Origin of the sequence: Kitasatospora sp. NPDC049258, assembly GCF_040678895.1 — a bacterium.
Classification (GTDB): Bacteria; Actinomycetota; Actinomycetes; order Streptomycetales; family Streptomycetaceae; genus Kitasatospora.
In genome coordinates, this window is the sequence record NZ_JBFAQT010000015.1 from 49,033 (window position 1) to 75,682 (window position 26,650).

Below are 26,650 nucleotides of genomic sequence, written 5' to 3' on the forward strand. Positions count from 1 at the left end.
TCAGCGCCAGGCCGCCAGGTGGGCGTCGATCTCGGCGGTCAGCCGCGCCTTGCCGGCCTGGTCCAGGAAGGAGGCCTCGACGGCGTTCCTGGCCAGTGCGGCGACCCCGGCCTCGTCCAGGTCGAGCAGCCGGGCGGCGACGGCGTACTCGGTGTTGAGGTCGGTGCCGAACATCGGCGGGTCGTCGCTGTTGACGGTGACCAGCAGCCCGGCGTCGACCATCTGCCGGATCGGGTGCTCCTCGATCCGCTCCACCGCCCGGGTGGCGATGTTGGAGGTCGGGCAGACCTCCAGCGCGATCCGGTGCTCGCCGAGGTGGTCGAGCAGCGCCGGGTCCTTGACCGCATGGGTGCCGTGGCCGATCCGCTCGGCGCCCAGCACCCGCAGGGCGTCCCAGACCGTCTCGGGGCCGGTGGTCTCGCCGGCGTGCGGGACGCTGCGCAGCCCGGCGGCGCGGGCCCGGTCGAAGTACGGCTTGAACTGCGGGCGCGGCACGCCGATCTCCGGGCCACCGAGGCCGAAGCTGACCAGGCCCTCCGGGGCCAGGTCGACGGCCAGCCGGGCGGTCTCCTCGGCGGCGGCCAGACCGGCCTCGCCCGGGATGTCGAAGCACCAGCGCAGCACGACCCCGAGCTCCTTCTCGGCCGCCTTGCGGGCGTCCTCGATGGCCTCCATGAAGGCCACGTCCGGGATGCCGCGGCTGACCGAGGAGTACGGCGTGACGGTCAGCTCGGCGTACCGGATCTGCTGGCGGGCCATGTCCTCGGCCACGCCGTAGGTCAGCGCCCGGACGTCCTCGGCGTCCCGGATCAGGTCGACCACGCTCAGGTACACCTCGATGAAGTGCGCGAAGTCGGTGAAGGTGAAGTAGTCGGCCAGCGCGGCCGGGTCCAGCGGCACCTTGGTCCGGCCCTCGTGCCGGGCCGCGAGCTCGGCCACCACCCGCGGCGAGGCGGAGCCGACGTGGTGGACGTGCAGCTCGGCCTTGGGCATCCCGGCGATGAACGCCTCGATCCCGCTCTTCTCCTCAGCCACCCGGACACTCCTTCATCCCATTGCCCAACCTGTCCCGGCTCATCGTACGGATCATCGGCGGCCGGCCGGGTCACCCGCCCAGCGCCACCGCCACCGTGTGGATCAGCAGGCCCGCCAGCGCGCCCACCACGGTGCCGTTGATCCGGATGAACTGCAGGTCGCGTCCGACGTTGGCCTCGATCTTGCGGGAGGCGTCGTCGGCGTCCCAGCCGGCCACCGTGTCGGAGATCAGTGAGGTGATCTCCTCCCGGTAGGTCTCCACCACGTACTGCGCGGCGTCCTGCAGCCAGCCGTCGGCCTTCGCCTGGAGCCGGGTGTCGGTGGCCAGCCGCCGCCCGAAGCGGCGCAGGCCGTCCCGGATCCGCTGCCGCAGCTCGCTGTCCTCGTCCTCGGCGGCGGTGAGCACCAGGGTGCGCACGGCCGTCCAGGCGGAGGCGATCAGGTCCTGCACCTCGTCCCGGGCCAGCAGCTCGGTCTTGGCCCGCTCGACCCGGGCGATGGTGTCGGGGTCGTGCTGGAGCTCGACCGCGAAGTCGGCCAGGAAGTTGTCGACGGCGCCGCGGGCGGCGTGCTGCGGGTCGTCGCGGATGTCGGTGACGAAGCGCAGCAGCTCCTTGTAGACCCGCTCGCCGACCTGGTGGTCGACGAACTTGGGCGTCCACCCCGGGGTCTTGGCGGTGACCCGCTGCACCACGTCCTCGTGGTGCTCGGTCAGCCAGTCGTGCACCCGCACGGTGATCAGGTCCACCACCCCGTGGTGACCGCCGTCGCCGACCACCTTGGCCAGCAGCCGGCCGGCGGGCTCGGCGACCGAGGTGGCGGCGGCCCGGCGGGTGACCGCCTCGGCGACCACCGCCTGGACGTCCTCGTCGCGCAGCACCGCGAGCACCCCGCGCAGCGCGGCCGCCGCCTCCCGGGTCACCCGCTCGGCGCTGCCCGGCGCGGCCAGCCACTCGCCGAGCCGGCGGGCGATCCCGATCGCGCCCAGCCGGGCCCGGACCACGGGCGCGGAGAGGAAGTTGTCGCCGACGAAGTCACCGAGCGAGCGGCCGAAGGCGTCCTTCTTGGTCGGGATGATCGCGGTGTGCGGGATCGGCAGCCCGAACGGGCGGCGGAACAGCGCGGTCACCGCGAACCAGTCCGCCAGCGCGCCGACCATGCCGGCCTCGGCGGCGGCCGCGACATAGCCCGCCCAGGCGCCCGCGCCCGCCGCGTCGGCCCAGGTGGCCAGCGCGAACACCAGGGTGGCGAAGGCCAGCAGGCCGGTCGCGATGGTCTTCATCCGCCGCACGCCCCGGCGCTTCTCCTCGTCCGCGGCGGTGAAACTGACTCCGGGGGCGCGCCGGGGCGGCTCGGCCTGGCTCACTCTCTGATCAAGGGTCACCCCGACAGTCTGCCCCGCCGCCCGCCGCCCGGGGCCTCAGACCCCGCCACCGCCCAGGACGATCCGGCGCACACCCTCCCAGCGGGCCGGGTCGGTGACCCCCCGGCCGTCCAGCAGCACCCGCACCGCCGGGTGGTCCACCGAGCCCAGCTCCCGGTACTCCGGGTGGTCGGCCTGCACCACCAGCGCGCTCACCGGCTTCCCCTCGTCCGCCGGCAGCCCGAGCGCCGCGAGCTCCTCCGGGCCGTACAGCGGATCGCTGACGTACGGCTCGGCGCCGGCCGCCCTGAGCGCCTCGACCAGCGGGTACACCCCGGAGCGGGCGGTCTGCCGCACCCCGCCCCGGTACGCGGCGCCGAGCACCCCCACCGCGACGCCGGCCAGCGGGCCGAGCGCCCCCTCCAGCAGGCCGACGGCGTAGCCGGGCACCGCCTCGTTGGCCTCGCGGGCAGCCCGGACCACGGTGGCGTGCGGGTCGTTCCACAGGTAGAGCCGGGGGTGGACCGGCACCCGGTGGCCGCCGACCGCGATGCCGGGCCGGTGCAGATGGCTGGAGGGCTGCGAGTTGCAGGCCTCGATCACCCGGGCCAGGTCGACCCCGACCCGGTCGGCGTACCGGGCGAACTGGTTGGCCAGGGCGATGTTGACGTCCCGGTAGGTGCTCTCGGCAAGCCTGGCGAACTCCGCGGCCTCGGCCGAGTCCAGCGGCCAGACACCGTTGGGGCGCTCCAGGTCGGGGCGCGGGTCGAAGTCCAGCACCGCCCGGTAGAACTCCGCGCCCTGCTCGGTGGAGTCCTCGTCGATCCCGCCGACCAGCTTGGGGTGGCGCCGCAGGTCGGCCAGCACCCGGCCGGTGCGGACCCGCTCCGGGCTGAACACCAGGGCGAAGTCGCGGCCGGCGACCAGCCCCGAGCCGGCCTCCAGCCGGCGGGCGAAGCGGCCCCGGACGGTGCCCACCGGCAGTGTGGTCTCGTAGCTCACCAGGGCGCCCTGCCGCAGCCCGCCGGCCACCGCGTCGGTCACGGTGTCCAGCACCGAGAAGTCGGGTTCGCCGTCCTCGTCGGTGGGCAGCGGCGCCGCGATCACGATCGCCGCCGCCCCGGCGGCCGCCGCGGCGGTGTCGGTGGTGGCCCGGAGCCGGCCGTCCGCGACCACCTCGGCGAGCAGGTCGGCCAGGTCGGCCTCGCCGGGGAAGGGCGATCGGCCGGCCGCCACCGCGGCCACCACCTCGGGCGCGATGTCCGCGCCGGTGACCAGGTGACCCTTCGACGCGAACTGCACCGCCAGCGGCAGGGCGGCCCTGCCCAGGCCCACCACGCAGATGTCCATCATGTTCAGCTCCCTGCCGCCTTCGCCGGCCGGGCGTCCCGCCAGGCCCGGCGCCACCTGCGTGCGCTGCGCCGGACCTGGCGCGGCACCAGTCGGCGCCACCCCGGCGGCCGCACGGCGGGGCCTCCGGGAAGTTCGAAGAGCGCGTCGGGCAGGCCGAGCCGGGCGTCCCGGAAGACCGGGTAGCCGGCGTAGCTGCGCCCGCCGCGCCGGACCTCGGGCGGCGGCCCGAACACCGCCTCGTGGGCGATCAGGCCGCGCAGCACGGGCAGCTCGCCGCGCTGGGCGAGGGCCAGGCGCAGCCGGTCCGCGACCGGCAGCCGGACGAACAGGCCGGGCGAGCAGTACCGGTCGACCAGGCGGCCGATCTCCCGGACGAGCTCCGCCTGGTCCGGCCCGTCCAGGGCCAGGAAGGGCTGCTGGAGCAGCTGCGGCAGGTCCCAGCCGAAGTGCCGGCCGCGGATCGCGTCGCGTGCGGGGCCCGGCCCGGCCAGTTGCTCGACCACCTCCTGGACGGCCCGGATCCCGCGCAGCCGGTCCGCCGCGGCCGACCGGCAGCCGGCCGCACCGGGCCGGCGGGCCGCGCCGGGCACCGGGTGGATGTGCTCGTGGTCGGCCAGCACGGAGATCCGCCCGGCGAGCAGCAGGGCGGCCACGCCGAACGGCTGATCCGCGTGGGCCGCCAGGTCGGGGCGGCGGCGCAGGCCGTGGCGGGTGATCAGCTCGCGGCGCAGGAACCTCACGCCGGAGAGCTCCCAGGCCAGCGCCGGGTCCGCGAAGGTCACCCGCTCGGCGGTGGCGGCGCGCACACCCCGCGGCGGCTCGCCGGCCGTGCGGGCCAGCACCACGTCGGCCCCCCAGCGGTCGGCGGCGTCCACCAGCCGCTCCAGCGCCTCGGCGTCGAGCCGCTCGTCCGCGCCGAGCTCGCACACGTACCGGCCACGGGCGTGCGCGGTGGCCAGGTCGAGCGGGTCGGTGGGGGCACCGGCACCGTCCGGGGCGGCGGCCGGCCCGAGGATCCGGCAGCGGCCGGGGTGCCGCGCGGCGAAGCGCCGCAGCTGCGCGCCGGAGCCGTCAGTCGAGCCCAGGTCGACCGCCACCACCTCCATCCGCGGGGCGCCGATGGACTGCCCGGCCAGGGAGGCCAGGCAGTCCGCCAGGTGCGGCATGGCGTCGTGCACGGCGATCACGACGCTGACATCGGCTACGGTCATCGGTTCCTCACGCGGCGGCAGAGTCACCAGGTGACAACGCACCCGGCGGGGCACCGGTCACCACGATCACTCCAACGGTCCAGGCCGCCGCGGTCCGGGAGGCCGCCGCTCAGCCGATCGCGACCTCCGCGTACATCCGGGCGATCACGTCCTCGATCGCGGGCTCGCGCACCGACAGGTCGACCAGCGGGTACCTGGCCGCCACCGCGGCCAGCAGCGGCGCGGCGCTGTCCTGCGCCGGGAAGGCCAGCCACTGCCGCGGACCCTCGACCCGCACCACCCGAGCGCCGGGCACCTCGATCGCGGGCCGCGGCTCGGCCAGGTCGACCACCAGCGTGCGCTCGCTCTCGCCGGCGGCGTGCAGGCCGTCCAGGCCGCCGTCGTAGACCAGCCGCCCGTGGTCGATGACCATCACCCGGCCGCACAACTGCTCGATGTCGGTGAGGTCGTGGGTGGTGAGCAGCACCGTGGTGCCCCGCTCGGTGTTGACCTCGCGGAGGAACTCGCGGACCTTGGCCTTGCTGACCACGTCCAGGCCGATGGTCGGCTCGTCCAGGTACAGCACCTGCGGGTCGTGCAGCAGCGCCGCCGCCAGGTCGCCGCGCATCCGCTGGCCGAGCGAGAGCTGCCGGACCGGGATGTCCAGCAGCGCGCCGAGGTCGAGCAGGTCGACGCAGCGCGCGAGGTTGGCCCGGTAGCGGGGCTCCGGGATGCGGTAGATCCGGCGGGCCAGCTCGTAGGAGTCGCGCAGCGGGAGGTCCCACCAGAGCGTGGTGCGCTGGCCGAAGACCACGCCGATCCGCTGGGCCAGCCGGGTGCGCTCGCGGGCCGGGTCGACACCGGCCACCCGGAGCCGGCCCGAGGTGGGCACCAGGATGCCGGTGAGCATCTTGATGGTGGTGGACTTCCCCGCGCCGTTCGGGCCGATGTAGCCGACGCACTCCCCGGCGCCGACGGTGAAGCTCAGCCCGTCCACCGCCCGGACCTCGCGCTTCTCCCGGCGCAGCCGGCCCGCCTTGGTGCGTACCGTGAAACTCCGCCTGACGTCTTCGAGTTCGATCAGTGCCATGTCCGACTCCCTTGCCCAGATGGTCAGTTGTCGATGGTCAGTTGCCGGCGGTCAGTTGCCGGTGCCGCGGTAGGCCCGCAGGCCGGCCCGCCAAGCCGTCGCGGCGGCCAGCACGCACAGTGCGGCGGCCAGCGGCGAGGCGAACTGGAAGGCGGCGGGCAGGCCGAGCGGGTCCGGCTTGTCGAGGATCCGCAGCGCGGGCAGCCAGTTGACGAAGGCCAGCGGGAGGCCGAAGACCGTGCCGGCGACGAGTTCCCTGGCGAAGATGGTGGGCGGGTACTGCAGCATGGTGGCGCCGCCGTAGGTGAAGGAGTTCTGCATCTCCTTGGCCTCGTCCCACCAGAACTGCGCGCTGGCGCCGCCGATGAAGACGCAGGCGAAGATGACCGTCCCGCTCACCAGCATCATCGGCATCAGCAGCACCCGGTCGGGCGTCCAGTGCACGGACAGCTCGCCCAGCGACCAGAGCAGCAGCACCCCCGCCTGCAACGGCCGGCCGAGCCGGCGCAGCGAGAACCGCTCGGCGCACAGCTGGGCGAGGGCGGGCGCCGGCCGGATCAGCACGATGTCCAGGGTGCCGGCGCGGATCCGCTGCCCGAGCGCGTCGATGCTGCCGACCAGCAGGTTGGCCATCCCCAGCGCGAGGCCCGAGGTGCCGTACAGGAAGGCGAGTTCGGGCAGCGTCCAGCCGCCGAGGGTGTCGGTGTGCCGGAACATCAGCAGCAGCACCACGAAGTCCAGCGAGTTGGTGGCGATGTTGGCGCACAGCATCAGCACGAACGAGATCCGGTAGGCCATGATCGAGCGGGTCCACATCGCCGCCACCAGCCACCAGGAGCGCACCGACCAGCCGGCCCGCTCCAGCAGGGTCTCAGCCACCCTGGACCACCACCTTGCGGGTGGCGAGCAGTTGGACGCCGCGGCCGGCGGCCAGCAGCAGTACGGCCCACAAGGCCTGGAAGCCGAGCCCGGTGAGCAGCGCCGCTCCGGTGCGGCGCTCCAGCAGGACGTCGGTGGGCACCGAGATCAGCGCCGCCCAGGGCAGCTCCACCGCGACCCGGCCGAGCCAGCCGGGGAACAGCGCGAGCGGCAGCAGCATGCCGGAGAAGAACATCGCGACCACCAGCATCACCGCCCGCACGCCCTCCGAGTCGTGCAGCCAGAAACCGGTCAGCGAGACCAGGAAGCGCAGTCCGAAGCTGACCACCACGGCGAGCAGCACCGAGAGCAGGAACGCCGCCCAGACCCGGGGGTCGGCCGGCAGCCGGGTGTCGAAGGCCAGCACCCCGACCAGGGTGGGCAGCGCGCCCCGGCTGATCAGGTGGAAGGCGGCCCGGCCGAGGTCGCCGGCCAGCCACCAGCCCTGGAAGTCGACCGGCCGGTAGAGGTCGACCGCGATGTCCCCGGTGCGGAACCGCTCCTGCACGTCGTCCTGGAAGCCGCCGCCCCAGACCGCGACGGTGACCAGCAGCGCCTGGCTGATCCAGATGTAGCTGACGGCCTGCCGGGTGTCGTACCCGCCGAGGCCGGGCCTGGCCTGCCAGAGCGCGAGGAAGGTGTAGGCCAGGATGCAGCCGAACACGGTGTTGGTGAAGGCGCCGGCCAGGGTGGCGGCCCGGTAGGTCGAGTAGCGGCGGAAGGCACCGCGGGCGACCGCGAGATAGAGCTGCGCCGTGCCTCCGGGCACCGGCCTGAGCTGCGCTGTTAACGTCACAATATCTCCTTGTCGACTTATCGCAGCAGAGCAGTCCACAGGGCCGAACGGCGCGGCGGCGCAGAGGCGCGCAGAAATGCGCGAAGTCGCCGGGGCAGCCGGAACGGCCCCGACCGTCGGGCCCCCGGGGGTGCCGGGGCGACGTGCGGAGCTGTCCGAAGCGCTGTTCAGATGTGGACTACGACCGTATCGTCACCGATCCGACGGCGCAGCCGGATTACGGCAACCGACGGGCGGAACGGAGAGCCGGCGGCGGAGCGCCGCCGGCCCGGAGATGTCGCAGGTCTACAGGTACAGGCCGGTCGATCCCTCGGTGTCACCGAAGCGGGCGGCCGCCACCGCGTGCAGGTCGCGCTCGCGCAGCAGGACGAAGCTCGCGCCGCGCACCTCGACCTCCAGCTTGTCCTCCGGGTCGTAGAGCACCCGGTCGCCCGGCTCCACGGCGCGCACGCTCTGGCCGACCGCGACCGCCTCGGCCCAGGCGCACCGCTTGGAGATCTCGGCCGTGGCGGGGATCAGGATGCCGCCGGTCGAGCGGCGCTCGCCCTCGCTGCCCTCGATCTTCACCAGCACCCGGTCGTGCAGCATCCGGATCGGCAGCTTCTCCCCCAGCCGGTCGTGGCGGGGCTCGTCGTGCGGCAGGCTCAGCTCGTCGTTCTTGCTCACGCCCCGACCGTACCGGTCCGGGGCCCGGCCGGCTCCGTCACCCCGGCAACAGCAAGGGCCGAGCGGGTCGCAACCCGCCCGGCCCCGTCCGGCCCCCGTCCGGCCGCTGGTGCGTCCGGCTCAGCCCTTGCGGCGCTTGCGGGCCGAGGCCGCCAGCAGCAGCACACCGGCGCCGACCAGCGCGACCGGGATGATCCGGTCCTTGCGCGGCCGGCCCTTCTCGTCGGTGAACTGCGCCTTCACCTGCTCCAGCGCGCCGCTCGCGGCGACGTACGCCCGGCCGGCCTTCTGCTCCACCGAGGCCAGCACCTTCGCCTTGGTCTGCGCGGCGACGGTCGCCGGGTGCACCCGCATCGCCAGCTCGTCCAGGGTCGACGCGAGCCGGTCACGGGTCCGGGAGATGTCCGACTCGATCTGGGCCGTCGACCGGGCCGCCTTGTCCTTCGTGCTCGCCTCGCCCACGCGGGCCACCCCTCTTCTTCCTGCCGTTGTCCGGTACGACAGAGCCAGTCTGTCAGCTCCCCGCCCGGGCCGCGCAGCGCCACCCACCAACGGGGGTAGGTTTGCCGTGGTACGACCACCCAGTCCACGCACGAGGAGAGATCCACCGTGAGCGAGCGCCTTCAGGCCGGCGACACCGCCCCCGCCTTCACCCTGTCCGACGCCGACGGCAACCAGGTGTCCCTCGCCGACCACCTCGGCCGCAAGGTGATCGTGTACTTCTACCCGGCCGCCCTCACCCCCGGCTGCACCACCCAGGCCTGCGACTTCACCGACAACCTCGAGGTCTTCGCCGGGGCCGGCTACGACGTCCTCGGCATCTCCCCGGACAAGCCCGAGAAGCTCGGCAAGTTCCGCGAGACCGAGAACCTCAAGGTCACCCTGCTCGCCGACCCGGACCACGCCGTCCTGGAGGCGTACGGCGCCTACGGCGAGAAGCAGAACTACGGCCGTACCTACGTCGGTGTGATCCGCTCCACCGTCATCGTCGACGAGCAGGGCAAGGTCGAGCGGGCCCTCTACAACGTCAAGGCGACCGGCCACGTCGCCAAGCTGCTGCGCGACCTGAAGATCGCCACGTCGTAGCCGACGCCGAACCGCCGGTCGGGGCGATCGCCAGGTGCTCGTACCACTCGGTGCCCGCCATCGGCGTCAACCCGATCGGCCCGGCGGGCCGCGGCAGCCGGGCGCGGAAGCCTCATCACCCGGCATCGGCGGTGGCCGCGATCCGGGCGGCGAGCCCGGGTGCCAGCGGGTACCGGGTCTCGATCGGCAGCAGCGCCTGCGCACCGGCCGGATCGCCGGCCCGGACCAGGGCGTGCGCCCGGTGGGCGAGCGCCGTGACGTCCTCGACGCCGGTGATCCACCCGTCCACGTACCGGTGCACGGCCTCCCCGGTCAGGCCGACCTGGATCGCCCGGTGCCCCAGCGCGCCCAGCCGGATCGAGCGCTCCGGATCCCACTGGACCCGCACCGGGCTGGCGGCCAACTCGGCCTTCCAGTCGGCGGCCGAGGCGTGCCGCTCGCGGTCCTGGTGGCTCAGGCAGGCGTGCGCGAGCGCCCACTCGAAGCCCTCGCGGCTGATCCGTACGGCCAGCACCCGCTCCTGCCCGGCCTTGGTGCCCCACCCCGAGCGGTACATCATCCAGCGGAAGGACGGCTTGATCCAGGTCATCCGCTCCCGCTTGAACGGCGGCACGAACCTCCCCGCCGCCAGCGCCGGTTCGGCGATCGAGGCCGGATACGCCTGGTACACCACCAGGCTGCTGTCGTCGTACGCGGCGCGGACCTCACGCAGCGGCGGCTCGGACATCGCGGGGCTCCAGAGGTCGGGGACGGTGCCAGCGTCGCAGCCCCGGTCGGTCGCGCGCGAGCGGATTTCCACCCGCCGTACGGCCCCGGGCCGGCGCCCATGGAGCGGTGGCGGCCGACCCCCCGACCGGGTCGACCGCCACCGCCGTCTCTCACCTCGGGTCAGCAGACTCCGAGGTCGCTCCACACGCCCCACTGACCGGTGGTCGAGGGGTCCTCATTGGTGGTCCACCACTTGTTGCTGTACTGGTGGCCCTTCCACGACACCTTGGTGCCGGTGGTGGCGTAGACCGTCGCGGCGTTCCAGCTCGGCGCGGTGCAGGTGCCACCGGTCGGGCTCGCGGACTGCGAGGGGCTGGCCGAGGCCGACGGGCTCGCGGACTGCGACGGGCTCGCCGAAGCACTCGGGCTCGCCGACTGCGAGGGGCTGGCCGAGGCGCTCGGGCTCGCCGACTGCGACGGGCTCGGCGAGGCGGTGCCGCCGCCGGTCGAGCCGCGGGTCAGGTCGCCCGCCAGCCCGTACAGCGTGCCGCCGACGTTGACCGTCCAGTTGGCCGGGGTCGAGACCGGCAGGTAGTAGACGAAGTCCAGGTCGACCGAGGCGCCCGGTGCCAGCGACTGCCAGCCCGGCAGCTTGACCGAGACCCGGTTGTACGTGCCCTTCAGCCCGCCCACGTTGTTCGCCGCGGTGTGGTCCTGCCGGATCACCGTCAGACCGAAGCCGGACTGGTCCTTGGCGTTGCCCGGGGCCGAGTTGGCGTAGTCGAACTGGAACTCGGTGCCGCCCGGCAGCGTCTGGGTCGAGTTGTTGACGATGTGGATCTTCGGGTTGATCGGGTAGTTCGAGTCGCCCAGCGCGAAGTTGGTGAACGACACGTCGATCGGGAGGGTCCGGGCCGGCAGCGCGACGGTCGAGCGCACCGCGCCGTACGGCGAGGCCGCCTTGAACTTGTCGTACATCAGGGAGGTCAGGGTCGACCCCGGCACGTACTCGCCCTTGCCGCCGTTGGCGGTCGCGTCCCAGCGGTAGTCGCCCGCCAGCTCCCAGATCATGGTGCCGCCGGCGCCCTGGTCGACCACGTAGTCGGCCTTGGCCGCCACCGACTCCTCGTCCTCCGTCGACAGGAAGACCTTCTTGGCGTCGTTCCACAGCCACGGCGCGACCAGCGAGGAGCTGTAGTTGCGGGTGTAGGAGCCCTGCAGCGCGGTGTCGGTCAGCCCGTACGTGGACAGGTAGTCCGGGACGACGCCCTTCTCCAGGTTCTTCGCGTGCCACATCGGGTTGGAGCCCGCCGGGGACTCCTTGCCGTTGGTGTCCAGGTCGTGCCAGAGGTTGTCGATGCCGACCGCGCCGTCACCACAGGTGGTCAGCCCCGCCCCGGCCGGGCAGGTGCTGGTCGACGAGGTGCCCCACAGGCCGTTGGTGCCACCGGTGACGTTCTTGAACCCGCGGGTGTAGTACGGCAGGCCGACGTTGATCCGGCCGGCCGGCATCGCACCGCGGAAGTAGTGGTACGCCCAGTCGGTGTTCAGGTAGCCGATCCCGCCGTACTGCGAGGTGCCGTACACGTTGGCGGCCGCCAGCTCGGCGTCCTTGCCGTCGTCGTAGAGCGAGGCGTTCGGGCCGACGTACTTGTTCCAGGCGCCGTGCAGGTCGTACGACATGATGTTGACGTAGTCCAGGTACTGGGTGACCTGGAAGGTCTCCATGCCGCGCAGCAGGTAGCCCGAGGAGGGCGCGGCCACCGACAGCAGGTAGTGCTTGCCGTCCGCGGCACCGGCCCGGTCCAGCTTCTCGCGCAGCGTCTTCATCAGCGCCGCGTAGCCCTTGACCACCGCACCGCGCTTGGCGTTGGAGATCGAGGTGTCGAGCGGGTTGCCCGCGTCCTTCATCGAGGTCGGGTACTCGTAGTCGATGTCCACGCCGTTGAAGCCGTACTTCTTGATGAAGTCGACCGCGGAGTCGGCGAAGGTGTTGATCCCGGCCTGGTTGACGCTGCCGTCCGCGTTGGTGGTCATCGCGTAGAAGCCACCCGAGTTCACCCGGTTGCCGTCGTCCCCGAAGTAGCCGCCGGTCTCGGCCCAACCACCCACCGAGATCAGGGTCTTCACGTTCGGGTACTGCTTCTTGAACTTGGTCAGCAGGTTGAAGTGACCCTTGTACGGCAGCGACGGGTCCAGCTCCGCGCCCGGCACACCGGGGAAGGTCATCCCGGTGGCGGCGTTGGTCGGGGAGTCCGTGCCGACCGACAGCCTGTTGGCGCCGTCGATGTGGCCGAAGGCGTAGTTGAGGTGCGTGACCTTGTCCCACGGGATGTTGTTCACCAGGTAGGCCGGAGTGCCGTCCTGCCCGGTGCGCCAGCCCGTGAAGTAACCGATGATGCGGCGCTGGTGGTCCGCGCCCATCTTCTCCCGGCCCGCACTGTCGTACACGCTGCAGTACGGCACGTCCACGCCGGGCGTGCTGTACATGCCGTCGGGGCGACAGGACTGGTTGTCGACGGCCGCCTGCGAGGGCGCCGCACCCAGCGTCGCCATCAGCAGCCCGGCCAGACCGGCGGCGGCCGTGGCGGCGAACGCCGGCCGTCCGCCGGAGCTCTTGTGACGGCCGGCAGCGGTGGGACGCTGCGCCGTCGCGATTCGGATCAACACTCGGTCCTCCAGGAGAGAGTGTCGGACGCGCTGTGGGGACGCGCCTGTGGGGGAGGTTTTCGCCCGCCGCACGACGAGCCGTCAACTACCCGGCCCACCGCACCTCGGAGTGCGCCGAAGCTATGTGGTCTGAACCACAGAGGTCAATAGGTCTGTACCAATCGGTAGTGAACCGACACCCCTCACGCCCCCACTTCTCCCCCCACCCCCAGCCCCTGCGAACACCCCGCACCCAGCTACCCCAACACTCGTTCGTATCTGTACGGGGGACGGGATCGACAACGACCCGATGGGGAGGATCAACCATGTCCGTCAGGTACACCCGCGAGCTGCTCGCCGAAATCACGCCGCCCGCACCCTCGCTGGACACGATCCTGCGGGCACTCGGACGGGATCCGAACGCCCACAGCCGCCGCTACCTCCGGAGCCGGCTGGCCACGTACGGGATCGACACCTCGCACTTCGAGCCCGTCGGCAGCGTCTACACCAAGCAATTGCTCGAGGAGGCCGTGTCGGCCTGCCAAAGCGTCGCCGGCGTCGTCCGCCACCTCGGCCGGCAGCAGGCCGGCGGGACCCAGGCGCACATCGCTCGGCGGATCAAGAGTCTCGGGATCGACACCTCCCACTTCACGGGCCAGGCCCACAACAAGGGAAAGCGCTCAGCGCGGCGGCTGCGGCCGGAGCAGGTCCTCGTCCAGCGGCCCAAGGACGCGAAGCGAGTTCCCGGCGCGAGGATCCGTATCGCGCTGGCGGAGATCGGGCGCCCCGAGCGATGCGAGGCCTGCGGGACCGGACCGGTCTGGCACGGCCGACCGCTCACCCTGGAGGTCGACCACATCAGCGGAGACTGGTCCGACAACCGGCCCGAGAACCTCCGCCTGCTCTGTCCGAACTGTCACGCCGTCACGGAGACGTACTGCGGGCGGAACAGGAAAAAGCGGCGGATCATGAACGAATGAGCCTCCCGAGGGCGCCCCGAGGCCGGTGTTCTGTCGGGAGCGGAGGCTCTAGACTTGGAAGGCATGCGGCCGTGGCGTAATTGGCAGCCGCGCTAGCCTTAGGAGCTAGTGGACCTAGTCCGTGAGGGTTCGAGTCCCTCCGGCCGCACCACCCTCGGGGCCCGCCCGGAGTCGATCTCCGGACGGGCCCTCGTCGTCGCTGTGGCGCGGCCGTTACCCGAGCAGCTCGCGGACCACCGGGACGAGGGCGCGGAAGGCCTGCCCGCGGTGGCTGATGGCGTTCTTCTCGGCCGGGGTCAGCTCGGCGCAGGTGCGGGTGTCGCCGAGCGGCTGGAGGATCGGGTCGTAGCCGAAGCCGCCGTCACCTGACGGGGCGGTCCGCAGGGTGCCCCGCAGTTGGCCCTCCACCACCCGCTCGGTGCCGTCCGGCAGCGCGAACGCGGCCGCGCAGGCGAAGTACGCACCCCGGTGCGGGTCGGAGATGTCGCCGAGCTGGGCGAGCAGCAGGTCCAGGTTGGCCCGGTCGTCGCCGTGCTTGCCGGCCCAGCGGGCGGAGAAGATGCCGGGCGCCCCGCCGAGCACCTCGACGCACAGGCCGGAGTCGTCGGCGACCGCGGGCAGCCCGGTGGCCTCGGCCAGGGCGTGCGCCTTGAGCAGGGCGTTCTCGGCGAAGGTCACCCCGGTCTCCGGCACATCGGGGATCTCGGGGTAGGCGTCGGCGCCGACCAGCTCGACGTCCAGCCCGGCGGCGCCGAGGATGTCGCGCAGCTCCGCGACCTTGTGCTGATTGCGGGTGGCGAGGACGAGGCGTCGGGTAGTCATGGCGTCCACCCTAGCCAGTGCGCCGGGGCCGAACGGCGCGGCTCAGCCGGTGCAGGCCTTGCTGAGGTTGCCGGCCGCGGCTCCCAGCGGCTGCAGGTCGGGGGCCTGCTTGTTGTCGATGGCGTGCTGGACGTTCTGGACCTGGGTCTGCAGGTCGCCGAGCGCCTTGCTGACGTCGGTGTCGCTGGAGTTGCGGTTCAGCTTGTCGATGTCGTTCTTCAGCTGCTGCATGGCCTGGCCGGCCGCGGTCGGGTCGTTGTTGGCGTTGTTGAACGCGGCGGTGGCGTTGGAGACGTCGCTGGTGATGGTGATCGCGGTGTTCCCGCAGTCGATCGCCTTCTGGGCGGCGGAGCAGCTGACCGCGCTGAGCGGAAGGATCAGGGCGAGGGCTGCGACGGCGAGCACGGTCGGGCGGTTGATGCTGGGCGACTGCGGCATCGCGGTCCTTCGGTCGGTCCGAGGTTTCTGCCTGGCACGGTACGGGCTGCGCCGGTGGCGTGTACAGCATCCGCCGGCCGCGGCACCCACAAGGACGCCGGGGCCGGGCGGTCCGGTTGCGGACCTCCCGACCCCGGCGGCCACCCGGAAGGCGGCGTCAGCCTTCGAGCACCTTGCGCTGGATCTCGTCGAGCTCGGCGCAGCCCAGGGTGCCGAGGTCGAGCAGCTGGTCGAGCAGGTCGCGGTCGAAGGGGGCGCCCTCGGCGGTGCCCTGGACCTCGACGAAGCGGCCGTCCGAGGTGCAGACGATGTTCATGTCGGTCTCCGCCCGGACGTCCTCCTCGTAGCGGAGGTCGAGCATCGGGACGCCGTCGATGATGCCGACGCTGACCGCGCTGACGCCACCGGTGATGGGCTGGCCCTTGGCCCGGAGGATCTTCTTCTCGCGGGCCCAGGAGACGGCGTCGACCAGCGCGACGTAGGCCCCGGTGATGGCGGCCGTCCGGGTGCCGCCGTCGGCCTGCAGGACGTCGCAGTCGAGCACGAAGGTGTTCTCGGCGAGGGCCCGGTGGTCGATCACGGCGCGCAGCGAGCGGCCGATCAGGCGGCTGATCTCGTGGGTGCGGCCGCCGATCTTGCCGCGGACGGACTCGCGGTCGCCGCGGGTGTTGGTGGCGCGGGGGAGCATGGAGTACTCGGCGGTGACCCAGCCCTCACCGCTGCCCTTGCGCCAGCGGGGGACGCCTTCGGTGACGCTGGCGGTGCAGAGCACCTTGGTGTCGCCGTAGGAGACCAGGACGGATCCTTCGGCGTGCTTGCTCCAGCCCCGCTCGATGGTGATGGGGCGGAGCTGGTCGGGGGTGCGGCCGTCGATGCGTGACATGGGTAACGAGCGTAGTGGCTCCGGGTGAACGCTTCGGCCCGCCGCCCCCGGTGGGGCGGCGGGCCGTGGCGGTGGTGAGCCGGGGCTCAGCTCACATCATGTCCTCGATGTCGGCGGCGATCGGGTCGGCGTCGGTGCCGATCACGACCTGGATCGCGGTGCCCATCTTGACGACGCCGTGGGCGCCGGCGGCCTTGAGCGCGGCTTCGTCGACCTTGCTCGGGTCGACGACCTCGGTGCGGAGACGGGTGATGCAGCCTTCGACCTCTTCGATGTTGTCGATCCCGCCGAGGCCGGCGACGATCTTCTCAGCCTTGCTGGCCATGTCTTTCTCCCTCTGTCTCGGCGCCTCGGCGGGGGTGCCGCCGGTAGCCGTACTGCGGTGTGCGGTATGCGGTGGGCGCTGTCGGAGATGATGACGCGGGATCAGCTGCCGCGTCGTCGGAACAGCGCGTCAAGCATCACCCGTCTCCGGACGATATGCCACGTTAGTCCACTTTTGGGCTACTCCGGCGCGCAGGCTCAGGGCGCCGGTCCCAGGATGGCGATCACTGGGCCCAGGGCCCGGCGCGACCGCACCGCCCGAAGTGGTCTACACCAATATTAGGTGCACTCCGGACAACGCGGGACACCTCGCCGGCGTTCCCGCCCGGCCCGCGCGGGTTCCGGCACTCGGAGGACGACATGAGCTCGGCAGGCGCCACGATCCCGCGGAGCCCCTGGTGGCAGTCCTTCTACGGCGGCCTGCAGAAGATGGGCCGCAGCCTCCAGCTGCCGGTGGCCGTGCTGCCCGCGGCCGGCATCCTGAACCGCTTCGGCCAGCCCGACCTGCTCGGCGCGGACGGCCTCGGCTGGGACAACGTGGCCAAGGCCTTCGCCGCGGCCGGCGCCGCCCTGCTGGACGGCTCGCTCGGCCTGCCGCTGCTGTTCTGCATCGGGGTCGCGATCGGGATGGCCAAGAAGGCCGACGGCTCGACCGCGCTGGCCGCGGTGACCGGCTTCCTGGTCTACTACAAGGTCCTCCAGGCCTTCCCCGACCTCAGCGCCTGCAAGGGCGTGGTGGCCGGCACCCAGTGCATCGACTACGCCAAGCAGTCGGCCTCCAACATCGGCTTCCAGAACCCCGGGGTGCTCGGCGGCATCCTGATCGGCCTGATGTCCGCCTGGCTCTGGGTCCGCTTCCACCGCACCAGGCTGGTCGACTGGCTGGGCTTCTTCAACGGCCGGCGGCTGGTCCCGATGATCACCGCCCTGGTCGGCCTGATCTTCGCCGCGCTCTGCCTGTGGGTCTGGCCGCCGATCGGCGACGCCCTGGAGTCGTTCTCCCAGTGGCTGGCGGACCTCGGCTCGATCGGCTCCGGGCTGTTCGGCCTGGCCAACCGCGCCCTGCTGCTGATCGGCATGCACCAGCTGCTGAACTTCTTCCCCTGGTTCCAGTTCGGCACCTACGTCAAGCCGGACGGCACCGAGGCGCACGGCGACATCGCCCGGTTCCTGGCCGGCGACCCGACGGCCGGCCAGTTCATGACCGGCTTCTTCCCGATCTTCATGTTCGCCCTGCCGGCCGCGGCCCTGGCCATCGCGCACAGCGCCAAGCCGCACCGCCGCAAGGAGATCTACGGCCTGATGACCTCGGTCGCGCTGACCTCGGCGGTGACCGGCATCACCGAGCCGATCGAGTACTCCTTCGCCTACATCGCGCCGCTCCTCTTCGTCATCCACGCGATCCTCACCGGCGCCTCGATGGCCGTCACCTGGGGGCTCGGCGTGCACGACGGCTTCGCCTTCTCGGCCGGCCTGATCGACTACGTGCTGAACTGGAACCTGGCCACCAAACCGTGGCTGATCATCCCGGTCGGCCTGGGGTTCGCGGTCGTCTACTACGCGGTCTTCCGCTTCGTCATCGTGCGGTTCGACGTGAAGACGCCCGGCCGCGAGGACGACGACCAGGTCGAGGACGTCACCAAGGCCTGACCCGCCGTCACCCCCGGCGCCTTTTGTTGCGCAACTCGCCAAAAGGCCTGTTACGGCGGGTAGCCAAGATCGCCAATCCGCAACAAGGTTTCGATTTCATAGCACTTCCGACCTGCGCAGCTGTCCGGGGTTCCCCCCCTCTTCCACGCGTGCTAGAAAACTGGTCTACACCACTAGTGGTGTAGACCAGTTCGCGAGTCGGCCCCCGACGCTCCACCCCACGACCGACCCGCCCTGCCGTTAGGAACCACCCCCATGAGTACGACTGCGCAGGCACCGGCGCCCGCCGCCGCACCCAAGCCGGGAAAGAAGTTCGGCTCCGGAATCCTCCCCGGCCTGCAGAAGGTCGGCCGCAGCCTCCAGCTGCCGATCGCGGTCCTCCCCGCCGCGGGCATCCTGGCCCGCCTGGGCCAGCCCGACGTGCAGACCAACTGGCACTTCCCCGCCAAGCTGGTGCAGGTGTTCGGCGCGGCCGGCGGCGCGGTCCTGGACAACCTGCCCCTGCTGTTCTGCGTGGGTGTCGCGATCGGCTTCGCCAAGAAGGCCGACGGCTCCACCGCGCTGGCCGCGCTGGTCGGCTACCTGGTCTTCAAGCAGGTCCTCACCGCCTTCCCGGCCGAGGGCACCGTCACCGCCGCCCTGCCGGCCGGCAAGCCGCAGAACCCGGGTGTGCTCGGCGGCGTGGTGGTCGGCCTGCTGGCGGCCGTCCTGTGGCAGAAGTACCACCGCACCAAGCTGGTGGACTGGCTGGGCTTCTTCAACGGCCGCCGGCTCGTCCCGATCATCATGGCCTTCGTCGGCACCGGCCTGGGCATCGTGTTCGGCCTGTGCTGGGGCCCGATCGGCGACGTCATCTCCGGCGGCAACGACCAGCTGGTCGGCGCGGGCGCCCTGGGCGCGGGCATCTTCGGCCTGGTCAACCGGGCGCTGATCCCGATCGGCATGCACCAGTTCGTCAACACCTACGCCTGGTTCCAGACCGGCAGCTTCACCGACGCGACCGGCAAGGTCGCCACCGGCGACATCAACCGCTTCCTGGCCGGCGACCCGACCGCCGGGCAGTTCCAGTCCGGCTTCTTCCCGATCATGATGTTCGCGCTGCCCGCCGCCGCGCTGGCGATCGCCCACGCGGCCCGTCCGGAGCGCCGCAAGGTGGTCCTGGGCATGATGACCTCGCTGGCCCTGACCAGCATCGTCACCGGCGTCACCGAGCCGATCGAGTTCACCTTCCTGTTCATCGCGCCGGTGCTCTACGCCATCCACGCCGTGCTGACCGCGCTGTCGATGGCCGTCACCTGGGCCCTCGGCGTCCACGACGGGTTCAGCTTCTCCGCCGGCCTGATCGACTACGTGATCAACTGGCACCTGGCCACCAAGCCCTGGCTGATCATCCCGATCGGCCTGGTCTTCGCGGCGATCTACTACACGGTCTTCCGCTTCGCGATCACCAAGTTCGACCTCAAGACCCCCGGTCGCGAGACGGACGAGGAGATCGAGGACGTCACCAAGGCCTGACGGCCGTCCGCCCCCGGTGCCCCGCCGCGTCCCCGCGCGACGGGGCACCGGCGCGTGCGGACACCGCGGACCGCCGCGCACGAGATGCCGGAAAGCTTTGCCGAACGGTCGACCAACTGCCGCCCCGGCCCCGGTAGCGTCCGCGGCATCCGTTGGACCCGAGCCCGTGAGGGGTGTGTCGTGCAGGTGATCGACCTGGTGGAGGCGGCGGCGCGGCTGCCGCGGGCGTGGAGCTCCCGGTTGCTGGGCGAGGTCGGCGCCGCCGGCCTGAAGGTGCTGCGGATGGACGCGCTGCCGCTGGCCGAGGAGACCCACGCCGTCACCGAGGCGCTGCTGGTGGTCGAGGGGTGCCTGGAACTCACCGTGGCCGGCCGCCCGGTGACGGTGCGGGCGGGCGAGCTGGCCCTGGTGCCGGCCGGCAGCCCGCACGCCGTCCGGCCGGGCAGCCGGGGCACGCTGGTGATCGTCGAGGTGCCGGAGCCGTAGCACCGCTGCGGACGGTGCCCGCGGTCGGAAGCGGTCAGAACTCGTAGACCGCGCCGGGTCTGGCGAGGTCCACCGGGCCCGCGAAGGCGGCCCGGGCGTCGCGCAGGTTGCGCTGCGCGTCCGTCCACGGCGGGATGTGGGTGAGCACCAGGTGGTGCGCGCCGGCCGCGGTGGCGTGCTCGCCGGCCTCCCGGCCGTTGAGGTGGACGGCCTGGTAGGTGTCCTTGCCGTCGGTGTAGGCGGCCTCGCAGAGGAACAGGTCGGCCCCCGCGGCCAGCTCCACCAGCTCGGCCGACTCACCGGTGTCGCCCGAGTACACGATCGAGTGGCCGCCGTGCTCGATCCGGAACGCGTAGGCCTCGACCGGGTGGTTGACCTGCACGGCGGTGATCCGCAGCGGGCCGAGCTCGAAGCTGCCGGACTTGAGGGTGCGGAAGTCGAAGACCTCGGTCATCCCCGGCTCCTCGGGCATGTCGTAGGCCCGGGCGAGCCGCTCGGGGGTGCCGGCCGGGCCGTACACCGGCAGCGGCTCGGGGCAGCCCTCGACCCGGTAGTTGCGCGCGACCCAGTAGGCGCACAGGTCGACGCAGTGGTCGGCGTGCAGGTGGCTGAGCAGCACGGCGTCGACCTCGTACAGGCCGCAGTAGTTCTGCAGCGCGCCGAGCGCGCCGTTGCCGAGGTCCAGCACCGCCCGGTAGCCGTCCGCCTCCACCAGGTAACTGGAGCAGGGCGAATCGGCGGACGGGAAGCTCCCCGAGCACCCCACCACGGTCAGTTTCATGCCGAGCCCCTCCGCCCCGATGGGTCATGGTCCGCAGCGGCCGCAGCTACTGCCCCGGTACGGTCTTCGCGTGTCGAGGGTAAGGGCCGAACGGCACTTTGCCCCCGTCCCCGTGCCGCGCTGTGGCTGGAATCACCAGAACGGGGCGCGGGGCGGGGGCGGGCGTTCGAGGACGGTTCAGCGGTGCCGTGGGCGGTTGCGGGCCCAGGCCTTGACGGTGTCGGGGTACCAGCGCGGGTGCCCGTTGCGGTCCACCAGGTCGGGCTCGGGGAGCAGGCCGTGCCGGCGGTAGTTGCGGACGGTCTCGGACTGGACGTTGATGTGCCGGGCGATCTCGGCGTAGGACCACAGGTCGTTGCTGTTCGGACTCATCTGGACCACCTTCGGACGGAGTTACGGGCCTGGCCCGGGGCGTCGCGATCAGCCTTTCCGTCCGAACCGTGAGCTTTCACCCGGAACGGACGCTGTGGTCGTTCCGTGACGAATCAGCAGCTGAAAACGGACAAATCACCGAGTGTCACAGCGCCCGGGCGGCCGGGTACGGTCGGCGGATGAACAGCTCCCCGATCCTGCTCGTACTGCTGGTCGCCGTGGCGGTGGCCGCCGTCTGGTGGTGGCGCCGGCGCTCCCGGCCCGAGGGCGCGCCACGGCCCGCGCCGGGCCCCGGCCTGCGGACCGGCCGGCCCGCGCCCCGGGAGATCTGGTGGGCCGAGGTGCCGTTCGAGGACGGCCCGGGCGCCAAGGACCGGCCCTGCCTGGTGCTGCGGGTGAAGCCGCGCACCGCGCTGGTCGCGAAGATCACCACCAAGCACCACGCCGAACGGCCGGGCGTGCTGCGGCTGCCCTCCGGTGCGGTCGGCGACCGGCACGGGCGGGCCAGCTGGCTGGAGACGGACGAGCTGCGCGAGGTGCCGCTGGGGGCGTTCCGGCGCCGGGTGGGGCCGGTGGACGAGCGGACCTGGTCCGAGGTGGTCCGGCGGGCCGGGCACTGAGACGACGTGGGCACCGTACCCCGGCGGGTACGGCGCCCACGGCGAGGACGCGGCCTCAGGCCCAGAGCTGGCCCTGCAGCGCCTCGACCGCGGCCTCGGTGGACTCGGCGGTGTAGATGCCGGTGGACAGGTACTTCCAACCGCCGTCGGCGACCACGAAGACCACCTCCGCCCGCTCGCCGGCCTGCGCGGCCTTGCGGCCGACACCGATCGCGGCGTGCAGGATCGCGCCGGTGGAGACGCCGGCGAAGATGCCCTCCTGCTGGAGCAGCTCCCGGGTGCGCCGCACCGCGTCGGCCGAGCCGACCGAGTAGCGGGTGGTGAGCACCTCGGCGTCGTAGAGCTCGGGGACGAAGCCCTCGTCCAGGTTGCGCAGCCCGTAGACCAGGTCGTCGTAGCGCGGCTCGGCGGCGACGATCCGCACGCCCGGGACCTTCTCCCGCAGGTACCGGCCGACGCCCATCAGGGTGCCGGTGGTGCCGAGGCCCGCGACGAAGTGGGTGATCTCCGGGAGGTCGGCGAGGATCTCCGGAGCGGTGCCCCGGTAGTGCGCGCCGGCGTTGTCCGGGTTGCCGTACTGGTAGAGCATCACCCAGTCGGGGTGCTCGGCCGCGATCTCCTTGGCCATCCGGACGGCGGTGTTGGAGCCGCCGGCGGCGGGCGAGGGAATGATCTCCGCGCCCCACATCCGGAGCAGCTCGCGGCGCTCCTCGCTGGTGTTCTCCGGCATCACGCAGACCATCCGGTAGCCCTTGAGCTTGGCCGCCATGGCCAGCGAGATGCCGGTGTTGCCGCTGGTGGGCTCCAGGATGGTGCAGCCGGGGGTGAGCCGGCCCGCCGCCTCGGCCCGCTCGATCATGTGCAGGGCCGGGCGGTCCTTGATCGAGCCGGTCGGGTTGCGGTCCTCCAGCTTGGCCCAGAGCGTGACCAGCCCGTCGGTGTTTCCGGGGACGGCGGCGGAGATCCGGGGGAGCCGGACCAGCGGGGTGTTGCCGACCGCTTCGATCGGGCTGTCGTAGCGCATGGGGCGGCGGCTCAGCGGGCCCCGCCGGCCACGGCCGGCAGGATGGTGACGCTGTCGCCGTCCGCGAGGGCGGTGGCGATGCCGTCCAGGAAGCGGACGTCCTCGTCGTTCAGGTAGACGTTGACGAAGCGGCGCAGCTCGCCGCCGTCGAGCAGGCGCTCCGCGATGCCCGGGTGGCGGGCGTCGAGGTCGGTGAAGAGCTCCCCGAGGTTGCTGCCGGCGCCCTCGACGGCCTTGGCGCCGTCGGTGTAGGTACGGAGGATGGTCGGGATGCGGACCTCGATGGCCATGGCTGCGCTCCTGGGGAGGTGGGTCGGGTGGGCCGCACGGGTCGCGGCAGGGGTGTGGCCCCGGTCGCGGCCGGGGCGGTCGGTGCCGAAGTCAGCGGGCGTCGGCGGTGCCGGGACAGATCGCGCTGGCGAGCCGGCACAGGTCGACGTGCAGGCGCGCCACGAGGCGGGTGCCCGGGGCCTGGTTGCTCACATCGACGGAACGCATGGGCTCATCGTATAGATTCCCGCCCCCGGTCCGGCAGCTCTGTCTCACCAACCGGGCGGTTCCGTATCCGATGCTGAGATTCGGGTGAACCGGAGGAGTGCCGTCCGCAGGTGGCGCGCCGCCGGCGGGCCCCCGGTCCCGCCCGGAGGCGGTCAGGCACCGTACGCCTCGACCACCTCGACGTCTTCTTCCGTGATCACACCGTCCAGAATGCGGAACGACCGGAACTGGTACGGGTCACCCTCGCCGTTCCCGTCCGCGGTCGACACCAGCACGTAGTGGGCGCCCGGCTCGGAGGCGTAGGAGACGTCGGTGCGGGACGGGTAGCCCTCGGTGGCGGTGTGCGAGTGGTAGATCACCACCGGCTCCTCGTCGCGGTCGTCCATCTCGCGGTAGAGCTTGAACAGGTCGCCGGAGTCGAACTCGTAGAAGGTGGGCGAGCGGGCCGCGTTGAGCATCGGGACGAACCGCTCGGGCCGGTCGCTGCCGGCCGGTCCGGCGACCACGCCGCAGGCCTCGTCCGGGTGGTCCGCGCGGGCGTGGGCGACGATCGCGTCGCGCAGTTCTCGGGTGATGGTCAGCATGCGGTCAGGATAGCCAGGCATCGAGGCCCGCCCGGCCGTCGCGGGGTGCGTTCGACGGCCGGGCGGGCGGCCGGTCCGACAGGCGGACCGGGGTCTGTTGCCGGTCAGTCGCCGGACCGGGCGGGCACCGGGGTCCGCGGGCCGCCGTGGACGGCCTCCGGCCGGGTCCGCCTGAGCACCTGGTAGCCGATCACCAGCGCCACCGCCCAGCCGGGGAAGACGTAGAGCGAGATCCGGGAGTCCGGGTCGATCGCGATCAGCACCACGACCAGGACCAGGAAGGCCAGCGCGGCCCAGCTCGGCCAGGAGCCGCCGGGCGCCCGGAAGGTGGGCGCCGGGAGCCGGCCGGCCTGCCAGGCCCGGCGGTAGCGGAGCTGGCAGATCAGGATGACCGCCCAGGTCCACAGCCCGCAGACGGTGGCGACCGAGGTGATGTACTCGAACGCCTTGGCCGGGACGAGGTAGTTGAGCACCACGCCGAGGCCCATCAGCAGCGCCGAGACGGTGATCGCCGCGGCCGGGGTGCGGCGGCCGTTCAGCCGGGTGAGCCCGCCGGGTGCCTGGCCGCGCTGGGCGAGGTCGCGCAGCATCCGTCCGGTCGAGTACATCCCGGAGTTGCAGGAGGACAGGGCCGCGGTGAGCACCACGAAGTTGATGATGCCGGCCGCCGCCGGGATGCCGATCTTGCCGAAGGCCGCCACGAACGGGCTGACCCCGGGACTGAACTCCTGCCAGGGGACCAGGGCCAGAATGATCGTCAGCGCGCCGACGTAGAACAGCATGATCCGCCACGGCAGGGTGTTGATGGCCCGCGGCAGGTTCTTCTCCGGGTCCTCGCTCTCCCCCGCGGTGACGCCGACCAGTTCGACGCCGAGGTAGGCGAACATCACGATCTGCAGGGTCATCACGGTGGATCCGATGCCCTTGGGGAAGAAACCGCCGTCCGCCCACAGGTTGCTGAGCGAGGCGGTCTCGGCGGCGTCGCTGAAGCCGAGGGTGAGCACGCCGACGCCGATCAGGATCATGCCGATGATCGCGGTGACCTTGACCATGGAGAACCAGAACTCGATCTCGCCGAACAGCTTCACCGAGATCAGGTTGGCCGCGTAGAGGATCACCAGGAAGACCAGCGCGCTGGCCCACTGCGGGATACCGGGCGCCCAGAAGCGCACATAGACCGCCGCGGCGGTGGTCTCCGCCATGCCGGTGACCACCCAGAAGAGCCAGTACGTCCAGCCGGTCACGTAGCCCGCGAACGGGCCGAGGAACTCGCGGGCGTACTCGGCGAAACTGCCGGAGACCGGGCGGTAGGTGAGCAGCTCGCCGAGCGCCCGCATGATCACGAAGATCACCAGGCCGGCCACCGCGTAGCTGAGGATCAGGCTCGGCCCGGCCTTGGAGATGGCGGTGCCGGCGCCGAGGAACAGACCGGTGCCGATCGCCCCGCCGATCGCGATCATCTGGATCTGACGGCTGCCCAGCCCGCGCTCGTAGCCCTCCTCCTCGGGCCTGGCCTCGGTCACCTCGTCATAGGCCTGATCGGCCATGGCCACACTCCTTCTGCTCGCGGGGCGAGTGGAAGTCGTACCACGGTATGACCGGATACCGGTGGGTATCTGAGCGCTATTTGAGCATGACAGGTACGGATATCGTGGGGTATGCCCGGATTGAAGGGATATTCCGCCCAGCATGCGGACGGACCGGGCCGATCCGCACCGCGCCGGTCGCAGCGGTGCCCCGGACGCGCGGGCGCCGGGGCACGGGAGGGGCGGGCGGCGAGCTCAGCCGGACATCGCCTCCAGCAGGGTCTCCTGGAGCTCGCCGAGCCAGATGTAGGCCATCACCAGCGGCTTGCGCTCGTCGGTGTCCGGCAGGCGGTACAGGCCCTGCTCGTCCTCCTCGGAGACCTCCAGCCGGCTGCCCAGGGTGAGCCGCAGGTCGTTCAGCGCCCCGAGCCAGCGCCGGCACTCGCCGGCCGGGATCCGGAGCAGCCCGCCGTCCTCCCCCAGGCCGTCCAGCGAGCGGACCACGGCCAGCGCGTCCTCCCGCTTGCGGGCGCGCAGGTCGACCTCGGTGTAGCGGCGGAACTCGCCGGCCATCGCGCGGGTCTCGGCGTCGGTGCTCTCCCCGGGCTCGCCGTAGGCGTCGGGGAAGAGCCGGGCGAGAGCCGGGTCCTCGGGCGCCTCGGTCGGGCCCTCGGCGAACAGCGCCGCGAGCGGGTCGTCGCCCGGCCCGCCCGGGCCGGGCCCGATCAGCTCCAGCATCTGCACCTCCAGCGTGCGCAGGATGGAGGCCTCGACCTCGTCCAGCGCGATCGCCGCACTGCCGCCGCCGGCGCTCTCGAACAACCCAGCCATGAGTTCTGATCAGCCTGTCTGCTTGTGGTGGTGGAGGGGAGGATCAGTCGTGCTGGAGGGTCGCCCACAGTCCGTAACCGTGCATCGCCTGGACGTCCCGCTCCATCTCCTCGCGCGTCCCGCTGGAGACCACCGCGCGGCCCTTGGTGTGCACGTCCATCATCAGCTGTCGGGCCTTGTCCTTCGGGTACCCGAAGTAGGCCTGGAACACGTACTGGACGTAACTCATCAGGTTGACCGGGTCGTTGTGGACGATGGTCACCCACGGTGTATCCGGCTCCGCCACCGGCAGGCCCTCGACCTCAGGGCGCTCGATCTCCACCGGGGCGACACTCACGGCTGCTTCTCCCTCACCCGACACGACTTCCTCTGCTCCTCATGCTTCCATCCGGGGGACGCGCGAGCGAATCCGGGTCAACACGCACGGGGGAAATCGTCAAACTGACGCTAAGTGGTAGTAGC

The 26,650-nt window shown here is 72.0% G+C and carries 30 protein-coding genes and 1 tRNA gene; 7 read left to right on the forward strand and 24 right to left on the reverse strand.

Features of this window, described 5'->3' with window-relative positions; genetic code table 11:
• From AB0K43_RS15420 to AB0K43_RS15460, 9 genes are all read right to left on the reverse strand, one after another.
• Entirely contained in the window at positions 1 to 1,035 is a 1,035-nt protein-coding gene (locus tag AB0K43_RS15420; protein WP_363639780.1) for an adenosine deaminase, read from the reverse strand.
• A 70-nt stretch (positions 1,036 to 1,105) separates the two neighbouring features.
• Positions 1,106 to 2,419 (reverse strand): DUF445 domain-containing protein, encoded by a 1,314-nt coding sequence (locus tag AB0K43_RS15425; RefSeq protein ID WP_363639782.1) that lies wholly within the window; start codon positions 2,417 to 2,419, stop codon positions 1,106 to 1,108.
• Between the two features lie 36 nt (positions 2,420 to 2,455).
• Positions 2,456 to 3,748 (reverse strand): nucleotide sugar dehydrogenase, encoded by a 1,293-nt coding sequence (locus AB0K43_RS15430; RefSeq protein ID WP_363639962.1) that lies wholly within the window; start codon positions 3,746 to 3,748, stop codon positions 2,456 to 2,458.
• Between the two features lie 5 nt (positions 3,749 to 3,753).
• The gene (locus AB0K43_RS15435) at positions 3,754 to 4,962 is read right to left on the reverse strand and encodes a glycosyltransferase (RefSeq protein ID WP_363639784.1); all 1,209 of its coding nucleotides are present in this window, start codon (positions 4,960 to 4,962) and stop codon (positions 3,754 to 3,756) included.
• Between the two features lie 109 nt (positions 4,963 to 5,071).
• Entirely contained in the window at positions 5,072 to 6,031 is a 960-nt protein-coding gene (locus AB0K43_RS15440; RefSeq protein WP_363639786.1) for an ATP-binding cassette domain-containing protein, read from the reverse strand.
• Positions 6,032 to 6,082: 51 nt separating this feature from the next.
• Positions 6,083 to 6,910, reverse strand: a complete 828-nt coding sequence (locus tag AB0K43_RS15445) for an ABC transporter permease (RefSeq protein WP_363639788.1) — start codon at positions 6,908 to 6,910, stop codon at positions 6,083 to 6,085.
• Entirely contained in the window at positions 6,903 to 7,745 is an 843-nt protein-coding gene (locus tag AB0K43_RS15450) for an ABC-2 family transporter protein (RefSeq protein WP_363639790.1), read from the reverse strand. Before AB0K43_RS15450 ends, AB0K43_RS15445 begins: the two co-directional genes overlap by 8 nt.
• Positions 7,746 to 8,030: 285 nt before the next feature.
• Complete coding sequence (locus tag AB0K43_RS15455; protein ID WP_363639964.1) at positions 8,031 to 8,333, reverse strand: co-chaperone GroES; 303 nt, start codon at positions 8,331 to 8,333, stop codon at positions 8,031 to 8,033.
• A 198-nt stretch (positions 8,334 to 8,531) separates the two neighbouring features.
• Entirely contained in the window at positions 8,532 to 8,873 is a 342-nt protein-coding gene (locus AB0K43_RS15460; protein WP_363639792.1) for a DUF3618 domain-containing protein, read from the reverse strand.
• Between the two features lie 147 nt (positions 8,874 to 9,020).
• Here AB0K43_RS15460 and bcp point away from each other — a divergent pair, with 147 nt between their 5' ends.
• Positions 9,021 to 9,497, forward strand: coding sequence for a thioredoxin-dependent thiol peroxidase (gene bcp / locus AB0K43_RS15465; RefSeq protein ID WP_363639794.1), 477 nt, complete (start codon positions 9,021 to 9,023; stop codon positions 9,495 to 9,497).
• 115 nt (positions 9,498 to 9,612) lie between these two features.
• Here bcp and AB0K43_RS15470 read toward each other — a convergent pair whose 3' ends face one another.
• On the reverse strand, positions 9,613 to 10,224 hold the full coding sequence (locus tag AB0K43_RS15470; RefSeq protein ID WP_363639796.1) for a DUF4291 domain-containing protein: 612 nt from the start codon (positions 10,222 to 10,224) through the stop codon (positions 9,613 to 9,615).
• Between the two features lie 161 nt (positions 10,225 to 10,385).
• Positions 10,386 to 12,776: a glycosyl hydrolase family 18 protein gene (locus AB0K43_RS15475; RefSeq protein WP_363639966.1), complete on the reverse strand. Its 2,391-nt coding sequence runs from the start codon at positions 12,774 to 12,776 to the stop codon at positions 10,386 to 10,388.
• Between the two features lie 404 nt (positions 12,777 to 13,180).
• Between AB0K43_RS15475 and AB0K43_RS15480 the strand changes: the two genes are divergently transcribed.
• A complete protein-coding gene (locus tag AB0K43_RS15480; RefSeq protein ID WP_363639798.1) occupies positions 13,181 to 13,834 on the forward strand; it encodes an HNH endonuclease signature motif containing protein in 654 nt (217 codons plus the stop codon).
• Positions 13,835 to 13,899: 65 nt separating this feature from the next.
• Positions 13,900 to 13,985: transfer RNA gene (locus AB0K43_RS15485), tRNA-Leu, on the forward strand.
• A gap of 62 nt (positions 13,986 to 14,047) precedes the next feature.
• On the opposite strand, the gene rdgB is transcribed toward AB0K43_RS15485, so the two are convergent.
• From rdgB to AB0K43_RS15505, 4 genes are all read right to left on the reverse strand, one after another.
• Entirely contained in the window at positions 14,048 to 14,656 is a 609-nt protein-coding gene (gene rdgB / locus AB0K43_RS15490; protein WP_363639799.1) for an RdgB/HAM1 family non-canonical purine NTP pyrophosphatase, read from the reverse strand.
• Positions 14,657 to 14,698: 42 nt separating this feature from the next.
• Positions 14,699 to 15,094 carry a hypothetical protein gene (locus AB0K43_RS15495; protein WP_363639801.1) on the reverse strand — a complete coding sequence of 132 codons (396 nt, stop codon included), beginning with the start codon at positions 15,092 to 15,094 and terminating at the stop codon, positions 14,699 to 14,701.
• Positions 15,095 to 15,251: 157 nt separating this feature from the next.
• Positions 15,252 to 15,977: a ribonuclease PH gene (gene rph, locus AB0K43_RS15500; RefSeq protein ID WP_363639803.1), complete on the reverse strand. Its 726-nt coding sequence runs from the start codon at positions 15,975 to 15,977 to the stop codon at positions 15,252 to 15,254.
• Between the two features lie 91 nt (positions 15,978 to 16,068).
• A complete protein-coding gene (locus AB0K43_RS15505) occupies positions 16,069 to 16,302 on the reverse strand; it encodes a PTS glucose/sucrose transporter subunit IIB (protein ID WP_093660495.1) in 234 nt (77 codons plus the stop codon).
• A 359-nt stretch (positions 16,303 to 16,661) separates the two neighbouring features.
• Between AB0K43_RS15505 and AB0K43_RS15510 the strand changes: the two genes are divergently transcribed.
• The 3 genes from AB0K43_RS15510 to AB0K43_RS15520 all read left to right on the forward strand — a co-directional run bounded on the left by AB0K43_RS15510 (position 16,662) and on the right by AB0K43_RS15520 (position 19,952).
• Positions 16,662 to 17,951 carry a PTS transporter subunit EIIC gene (locus AB0K43_RS15510; protein WP_363639805.1) on the forward strand — a complete coding sequence of 430 codons (1,290 nt, stop codon included), beginning with the start codon at positions 16,662 to 16,664 and terminating at the stop codon, positions 17,949 to 17,951.
• Between the two features lie 255 nt (positions 17,952 to 18,206).
• Positions 18,207 to 19,466 (forward strand): PTS transporter subunit EIIC, encoded by a 1,260-nt coding sequence (locus AB0K43_RS15515; RefSeq protein WP_363639807.1) that lies wholly within the window; start codon positions 18,207 to 18,209, stop codon positions 19,464 to 19,466.
• A gap of 180 nt (positions 19,467 to 19,646) precedes the next feature.
• On the forward strand, positions 19,647 to 19,952 hold the full coding sequence (locus AB0K43_RS15520) for a cupin domain-containing protein (protein WP_363639809.1): 306 nt from the start codon (positions 19,647 to 19,649) through the stop codon (positions 19,950 to 19,952).
• 34 nt (positions 19,953 to 19,986) lie between these two features.
• Here the strand turns inward: AB0K43_RS15520 and AB0K43_RS15525 are convergent, their stop codons facing one another.
• Both AB0K43_RS15525 and AB0K43_RS15530 read right to left on the reverse strand, forming a co-directional pair.
• The gene (locus AB0K43_RS15525; protein WP_363639811.1) at positions 19,987 to 20,733 is read right to left on the reverse strand and encodes an MBL fold metallo-hydrolase; all 747 of its coding nucleotides are present in this window, start codon (positions 20,731 to 20,733) and stop codon (positions 19,987 to 19,989) included.
• 177 nt (positions 20,734 to 20,910) lie between these two features.
• Positions 20,911 to 21,105 carry a MerR family transcriptional regulator gene (locus tag AB0K43_RS15530; RefSeq protein WP_363639813.1) on the reverse strand — a complete coding sequence of 65 codons (195 nt, stop codon included), beginning with the start codon at positions 21,103 to 21,105 and terminating at the stop codon, positions 20,911 to 20,913.
• A gap of 179 nt (positions 21,106 to 21,284) precedes the next feature.
• On the opposite strand from AB0K43_RS15530, the gene AB0K43_RS15535 reads away from it, so the two are divergent.
• Positions 21,285 to 21,725: a type II toxin-antitoxin system PemK/MazF family toxin gene (locus AB0K43_RS15535; protein ID WP_363639815.1), complete on the forward strand. Its 441-nt coding sequence runs from the start codon at positions 21,285 to 21,287 to the stop codon at positions 21,723 to 21,725.
• A gap of 55 nt (positions 21,726 to 21,780) precedes the next feature.
• On the opposite strand, the gene AB0K43_RS15540 is transcribed toward AB0K43_RS15535, so the two are convergent.
• The 7 genes from AB0K43_RS15540 to clpS form a co-directional block, all read right to left on the reverse strand.
• Complete coding sequence (locus AB0K43_RS15540; protein WP_363639817.1) at positions 21,781 to 22,749, reverse strand: cysteine synthase; 969 nt, start codon at positions 22,747 to 22,749, stop codon at positions 21,781 to 21,783.
• Positions 22,750 to 22,760: 11 nt separating this feature from the next.
• The gene (locus tag AB0K43_RS15545; protein ID WP_350639784.1) at positions 22,761 to 23,039 is read right to left on the reverse strand and encodes a MoaD/ThiS family protein; all 279 of its coding nucleotides are present in this window, start codon (positions 23,037 to 23,039) and stop codon (positions 22,761 to 22,763) included.
• A gap of 91 nt (positions 23,040 to 23,130) precedes the next feature.
• Positions 23,131 to 23,247: a putative leader peptide gene (locus AB0K43_RS15550; protein ID WP_354640698.1), complete on the reverse strand. Its 117-nt coding sequence runs from the start codon at positions 23,245 to 23,247 to the stop codon at positions 23,131 to 23,133.
• Positions 23,248 to 23,399: 152 nt separating this feature from the next.
• A complete protein-coding gene (locus AB0K43_RS15555) occupies positions 23,400 to 23,831 on the reverse strand; it encodes a M67 family metallopeptidase (protein ID WP_363639819.1) in 432 nt (143 codons plus the stop codon).
• A 104-nt stretch (positions 23,832 to 23,935) separates the two neighbouring features.
• Complete coding sequence (locus AB0K43_RS15560) at positions 23,936 to 25,378, reverse strand: amino acid permease (protein WP_363639821.1); 1,443 nt, start codon at positions 25,376 to 25,378, stop codon at positions 23,936 to 23,938.
• 234 nt (positions 25,379 to 25,612) lie between these two features.
• A complete protein-coding gene (locus tag AB0K43_RS15565; RefSeq protein WP_363639823.1) occupies positions 25,613 to 26,188 on the reverse strand; it encodes a DUF2017 domain-containing protein in 576 nt (191 codons plus the stop codon).
• Positions 26,189 to 26,231: 43 nt separating this feature from the next.
• Positions 26,232 to 26,525, reverse strand: coding sequence for an ATP-dependent Clp protease adapter ClpS (gene clpS, locus AB0K43_RS15570; RefSeq protein WP_363639825.1), 294 nt, complete (start codon positions 26,523 to 26,525; stop codon positions 26,232 to 26,234).
• Between the last annotated feature and the right edge of the window lie 125 nt (positions 26,526 to 26,650).

Excerpts from the sequence above, each read along its gene's own strand:
- AB0K43_RS15505 (WP_093660495.1), bottom strand. The coding sequence starts at position 16,302 with ATGGCCAGCAAGGCTGAGAAGATCGTCGCCGGCCTCGGCGGGATCGAC.
- AB0K43_RS15480 (WP_363639798.1), top strand. The coding sequence starts at position 13,181 with ATGTCCGTCAGGTACACCCGCGAGCTGCTCGCCGAAATCACGCCGCCC.
- AB0K43_RS15525 (WP_363639811.1), bottom strand. The coding sequence starts at position 20,733 with ATGAAACTGACCGTGGTGGGGTGCTCGGGGAGCTTCCCGTCCGCCGAT.
- AB0K43_RS15565 (WP_363639823.1), bottom strand. The coding sequence starts at position 26,188 with ATGGCTGGGTTGTTCGAGAGCGCCGGCGGCGGCAGTGCGGCGATCGCG.
- AB0K43_RS15555 (WP_363639819.1), bottom strand. The coding sequence starts at position 23,831 with ATGCTGACCATCACCCGAGAACTGCGCGACGCGATCGTCGCCCACGCC.
- AB0K43_RS15560 (WP_363639821.1), bottom strand. The coding sequence starts at position 25,378 with ATGGCCGATCAGGCCTATGACGAGGTGACCGAGGCCAGGCCCGAGGAG.
- AB0K43_RS15435 (WP_363639784.1), bottom strand. The coding sequence starts at position 4,962 with ATGACCGTAGCCGATGTCAGCGTCGTGATCGCCGTGCACGACGCCATG.
- AB0K43_RS15510 (WP_363639805.1), top strand. The coding sequence starts at position 16,662 with ATGAGCTCGGCAGGCGCCACGATCCCGCGGAGCCCCTGGTGGCAGTCC.
- AB0K43_RS15470 (WP_363639796.1), bottom strand. The coding sequence starts at position 10,224 with ATGTCCGAGCCGCCGCTGCGTGAGGTCCGCGCCGCGTACGACGACAGC.
- AB0K43_RS15545 (WP_350639784.1), bottom strand. The coding sequence starts at position 23,039 with ATGGCCATCGAGGTCCGCATCCCGACCATCCTCCGTACCTACACCGAC.
- AB0K43_RS15530 (WP_363639813.1), bottom strand. The coding sequence starts at position 21,105 with ATGAGTCCGAACAGCAACGACCTGTGGTCCTACGCCGAGATCGCCCGG.
- AB0K43_RS15440 (WP_363639786.1), bottom strand. The coding sequence starts at position 6,031 with ATGGCACTGATCGAACTCGAAGACGTCAGGCGGAGTTTCACGGTACGC.
- AB0K43_RS15455 (WP_363639964.1), bottom strand. The coding sequence starts at position 8,333 with ATGCTGCACGACCGGGTGCTGGTGAAGATCGAGGGCAGCGAGGGCGAG.
- AB0K43_RS15540 (WP_363639817.1), bottom strand. The coding sequence starts at position 22,749 with ATGCGCTACGACAGCCCGATCGAAGCGGTCGGCAACACCCCGCTGGTC.
- AB0K43_RS15550 (WP_354640698.1), bottom strand. The coding sequence starts at position 23,247 with ATGCGTTCCGTCGATGTGAGCAACCAGGCCCCGGGCACCCGCCTCGTG.
- rdgB (WP_363639799.1), bottom strand. The coding sequence starts at position 14,656 with ATGACTACCCGACGCCTCGTCCTCGCCACCCGCAATCAGCACAAGGTC.
- rph (WP_363639803.1), bottom strand. The coding sequence starts at position 15,977 with ATGTCACGCATCGACGGCCGCACCCCCGACCAGCTCCGCCCCATCACC.
- AB0K43_RS15430 (WP_363639962.1), bottom strand. The coding sequence starts at position 3,748 with ATGGACATCTGCGTGGTGGGCCTGGGCAGGGCCGCCCTGCCGCTGGCG.
- AB0K43_RS15495 (WP_363639801.1), bottom strand. The coding sequence starts at position 15,094 with ATGCCGCAGTCGCCCAGCATCAACCGCCCGACCGTGCTCGCCGTCGCA.
- AB0K43_RS15515 (WP_363639807.1), top strand. The coding sequence starts at position 18,207 with ATGAGTACGACTGCGCAGGCACCGGCGCCCGCCGCCGCACCCAAGCCG.
- AB0K43_RS15535 (WP_363639815.1), top strand. The coding sequence starts at position 21,285 with ATGAACAGCTCCCCGATCCTGCTCGTACTGCTGGTCGCCGTGGCGGTG.